1 pseudogene is annotated in these 569 nt (G+C 73.1%); it reads right to left on the bottom strand.

What is annotated here, in order from left to right:
- A pseudogene (locus CVM52_RS26430) lies at positions 1–569 on the bottom strand (glycosyl transferase family 3); the annotation flags it as partial.

Here is a 569-nt window from a genome sequence, read left to right as displayed (position 1 = left end):
GGCGGTGCCGATGACGACGGCCTCGGCAAACGGGTCGGACAGCGCGCCCTGCCACAGCGCCTGCAACATCTGCGCATCGCGCGCGCCATCGTCCAGGCGGCGTGACTCGGCCACCAGGGCCGGGGCGGTCTGCTCCCACCCGGCGCCGCCGCGCAGGCCGAAACAGGCGACCTCTTTTGTCGGCAGGCGTTCGAATTCGCCGCCGCCGCCCTTGATCACCGTCAGCGCCTGCCAGCCCATCCGCTCTGCCGCCCCGGCCTGGGTCAGCCGGTAGGACGGGTGGAACACCCCCTGCACGCTGGCCCCGGCCGCCGACGGGTTCAGCATCCGGCACACCGTGTTGACGCAGGAGCGTAGGCCGAAGACGCTGCGCAGGCCCAGCAGCGCGAACAGCGCCGGCGACAGCTGTTCCAGCGGCAGATAGGCGATGCCGTGCCGCGCCATCAGCGCCTCCGCTTCGGCCACGCTGTTGGCCGTGGCGATCCCGGCCATCGGCAGCCCGGCGCGCACCGATCCGTCGGCACCGTTCCAGCCATGCAGCAGCACCCGGTGCCCGGCCCCGGCAACCA

It is taken from the genome of Pseudooceanicola lipolyticus (genome assembly GCF_002786325.1).
GTDB classification, from domain to species: Bacteria; Pseudomonadota; Alphaproteobacteria; order Rhodobacterales; family Rhodobacteraceae; genus Pseudooceanicola_C; species Pseudooceanicola_C lipolyticus.
This window is presented reverse-complemented; position numbering and strand designations above follow the sequence as displayed.